General features: G+C 41.6%; 4 protein-coding genes and 1 riboswitch. Of the genes, 1 reads left to right on the top strand and 3 read right to left on the bottom strand.

Annotated features, from left to right (window positions below):
- Positions 1-7: 7 nt before the first annotated feature.
- The 3 genes from BFU02S_RS15260 to BFU02S_RS15250 form a co-directional block, all read right to left on the bottom strand.
- Positions 8-679, bottom strand: a complete 672-nt coding sequence (locus BFU02S_RS15260) for a methionine ABC transporter permease (protein ID WP_066372491.1) — start codon at positions 677-679, stop codon at positions 8-10.
- On the bottom strand, positions 672-1,697 hold the full coding sequence (locus BFU02S_RS15255) for a methionine ABC transporter ATP-binding protein (RefSeq protein WP_066372489.1): 1,026 nt from the start codon (positions 1,695-1,697) through the stop codon (positions 672-674). Before BFU02S_RS15255 ends, BFU02S_RS15260 begins: the two co-directional genes overlap by 8 nt.
- 121 nt (positions 1,698-1,818) lie before the next feature.
- Positions 1,819-1,926: riboswitch (SAM riboswitch) on the bottom strand.
- Positions 1,927-2,038: 112 nt separating this feature from the next.
- Complete coding sequence (locus tag BFU02S_RS15250; protein WP_066372486.1) at positions 2,039-2,395, bottom strand: SCP2 sterol-binding domain-containing protein; 357 nt, start codon at positions 2,393-2,395, stop codon at positions 2,039-2,041.
- Between the two features lie 163 nt (positions 2,396-2,558).
- Here BFU02S_RS15250 and BFU02S_RS15245 point away from each other — a divergent pair, with 163 nt between their 5' ends.
- Complete coding sequence (locus BFU02S_RS15245) at positions 2,559-3,476, top strand: nuclease-related domain-containing protein (protein WP_235842088.1); 918 nt, start codon at positions 2,559-2,561, stop codon at positions 3,474-3,476.
- Positions 3,477-3,565 lie beyond the last annotated feature (89 nt).

Below are 3,565 nucleotides of genomic sequence, written 5' to 3'. Positions count from 1 at the left end.
ACACTACCTATCGTTTATCTAATTTTTTAGTAATAACATCACCAATAAACTGAATTACAAACACGATAATTAAAATAATGACGGTTGCAACAAAGGTGACATCGTTACGGTTTTGTTCGAAGCCTTGAAGATAGGCAAGGTTTCCAATACCGCCAGCACCAATGACACCAGCCATTGCCGTGTAGCTGACAAGGGCAATCGCTGTAACCGTGATACCGGAAACCAGCGCCGGCATAGACTCCGGGAGCAGAACTTTCCAGATAATAGTCCCCATTGAAGCCCCCATTGATTTTGCAGCTTCAATAACTCCTTTATCAATTTCCCTGAGCCCGATTTCCACCATCCGCGCGTAAAACGGGGCCGCACCGATGATTAGCGCCGGCAGGGCGCCATTCGGACCGATCATCGTTCTAAACAGAATATTGGTAAATGGAATTAACAAAACAATTAATATAATGAATGGAATAGAGCGAAAAATATTTACTATTGCACTAATCACAATATTAACAAATTTATTATTCCACATATTGCCTGGAGATGTAAGGAATAGAAGCAGTCCAAGTATAATTCCGAGAATAAAGGTTACAACAACGGAAATCCCAGACATATAAAGGGTTTCCTTCGTGGCAGCCCACATCCCCTGCCAATCAATATCTTGAAAAGCATGATTGTTATACATTTGTGATCACCTCCGCGCCAACCTGCTGCGAACGAATGAAATCTACTGCCTTGTTGATTTCATCCTGTTCCCCATCAAGATGAATGAAGAGGGTGCCATAAGAACCGCTTCTTGTTTGCGAAATTTTCCCTTGCAGGATATTGACGGTCACATGATGGCGACGAATTAATTTGGTAATAACCGGCTGTTGCGCCGATTCCCCAATAAACGTTAACTGGATTACCAGGCCAGAGTGATAGCGTTCAAGCAAATGTTCAACCGTATCTTTCGTTTCTTCCGGCTCTGTGACTTGCTGAACAAAGCGCTTGGTAATCGGGGCTTGAGGATTTCTAAACACATCTAACACCGGACCAAGTTCGACAATCCTGCCGCTCTCCATCACAGCCACACGGTGGCAGATTTTCCGAATAACGTGCATTTCATGTGTAATAAGCACAATCGTTAAGCCAAGTCGCTTGTTAATATCAACGAGCAAATCCAAAATCGAATCTGTAGTCTGTGGATCCAGGGCTGAGGTAGCTTCATCACATAACAACACTTTCGGATTATTTGCCAGCGCTCTAGCAATACCAACACGCTGCTTTTGCCCACCGCTCAGCTGAGAGGGATAAGCATTTTCCCGACCTTCAAGGCCAACGAGTTTAATCAGCTCTTCTACCCGCTTTTTGCGTTGCGAAGCCGGGACGCCGGCAATTTCCAATGGAAATGCAATATTTTCACTAACGGTCCTTGACCATAATAAGTTAAAATGCTGGAAAATCATACTGATTTCTTGCCGAGCTTTCCGGAGTTCCTTGCCCTTGACCTTAGAAATCTCACGACCTGCTACATTTACGGTTCCCTCCGTTGGCAATTCGAGTCCGTTTAGCATCCGGATTAAGGTACTTTTACCAGCACCGCTATAACCGATAATGCCAAAGATTTCTCCCTCATGTATTTCTAGGTCAACGTCATCAACAGCTTTAAGATGACCCTGCTTGGAAGGAAAAATCTTACGGACATTTTGGATTGAAATCATTCGCTTCACCTGCTTTCTTTTCAGATTGACTGCCTATAGGATTTGACTGTTTTCCAAGAATGATTCAAAATAAAAAGCCTTTCTGCGCAGGCAGAAAGGCATTATTCATCATCTATCCTTTCTCCCATCTCTCAAAGCAAATGCTTTGTGTGAATTGGCACCATTTCAATGTAAAATTGACGGTTGCCGGGCTTCATAGGGCACATCCCTCCACCTCTCTCGATAAGAGCTAACAATCATATTCAGTTCTTTTTAAGCAATCATATTAGTACGAGAGTTATCGTACCACCGATTAAAAAATGTGTCAACGAATTTTCTACAATTTTCACAGTGGAAGGTTTTTACACAATTTTCACCAATGGTTGCCGCGCTTTTGTCAAGTAGAAAATAGACTCTAGTAAAAGGGCTGCTCTTAGCGAAGCCGCGACCGTTAGTTCCCCCTGCTGTTCTAATACTCGCAATCTTTCTTTTCCTTCCAGCAGCTGTTTCATGGCGGATAGGCTGCCGATAATCTCGTTTTTGGTCTGTTCACTATTCTCCGAATGATAGAGAGCGACAATTTCTCCATTTTTCATAATTAATTGAATAGCCTGGTCATGACAGCGTAAGCACACCCGTAAATCAGCATGCTGAATTAACGGACGGATATGTTCACGTTCCTTGGCTGCCTGCAAAAAGATATTCATGGCTTCATTCATTTCCACCACTCCGGTCTTGAAAGATTTACATATCTTAATTCAGCAGCAAGCCCTGTATTCCTTTGTTTTTTGCTCGACAATTCTCTTTGTTGATTAGAGAAAAACGTCGGAATTTGCTAAAATATATTTAGAGTTTTCAAAAAATGTAGAAAGGAAGTGCCTTATGCCTTTTAAATCCCGAACTGTGCCTGTAAAGTTAAGAATTATGCGGGCCTTAAACAGCCGGATGGTCTTAACAGAAAAAGAAAAGAAGTATTATTTTTATCTAGAGAAAGGTTACCAAGGAGAGTTGATGTTCGACTCCATGACCGAAAATCTTCACACTGGATATTTAATCATTAATGATGTGTGCCTCGAAATGAATAACTCCGAATTCCAAAACGACACCCTCCTCATTTCCCAAGGAACAATTTTTCTCTTTGAAATAAAAAACTTTGAAGGCGATTTTTACTACGATTCCAATAAACTATACCTTGCTTCTGGAGAAGAAGTGAAAGATCCATTAGTCCAGCTTAAGCGAAATGAAACTCTTCTCAGACAATTCCTTCGCAGTCTTGACTGCCATTTCCCCATTGAATCATGGGTCGTTTTTATAAACCCCGAATTCACCTTATATGAAGCCAGCCGGGATTTGCCTATTATTTTTCCAAGCCAAATTAATCGCTTTTTAGGAACATTGAATAGGACAGCATCAAAACTAACGAACAGACACATAAAACTTGCCGAGCAATTAGTTTCGGCACATATAGTAGATTCACCTTATTCCCGCACCCGTCTTCCCTCTTTTGATTATGGCCAGCTGCTGAAAGGCGTGCTCTGCCCTAATTCCCAATGCCTAGGGTTTATGGCACCTAAAGGTAACAGAACATTGATGTGTATGGAGTGTGGATATGAGGAAAAAATGGAATTAGGATTATTACGAAATATAGAAGAACTGAAGCTCCTTTTTCCAGGTGTGAAGATCACTACTAATTTGATATTTGAATGGTGCGGGGGAGTTGGTTCTAAGAAGATGGTTGGAAGAGTGTTAAGGGAGAACTATCATGTAATGGGAAAGAAGAAATATACCTATTACGAATAATATTGTAAATGAGCGGCCGAAGCTCGATGTTTTTTCGGGCATTATGAACCGCTTTTTATCTACCTAAGTTGCTCCGGTGCTTCTCCTTC

The organism is Neobacillus fumarioli NBRC 102428, assembly GCF_001591485.1.
Classification (GTDB): domain Bacteria; phylum Bacillota; class Bacilli; order Bacillales; family Cytobacillaceae; genus Neobacillus; species Neobacillus fumarioli.
This window is presented reverse-complemented; position numbering and strand designations above follow the sequence as displayed.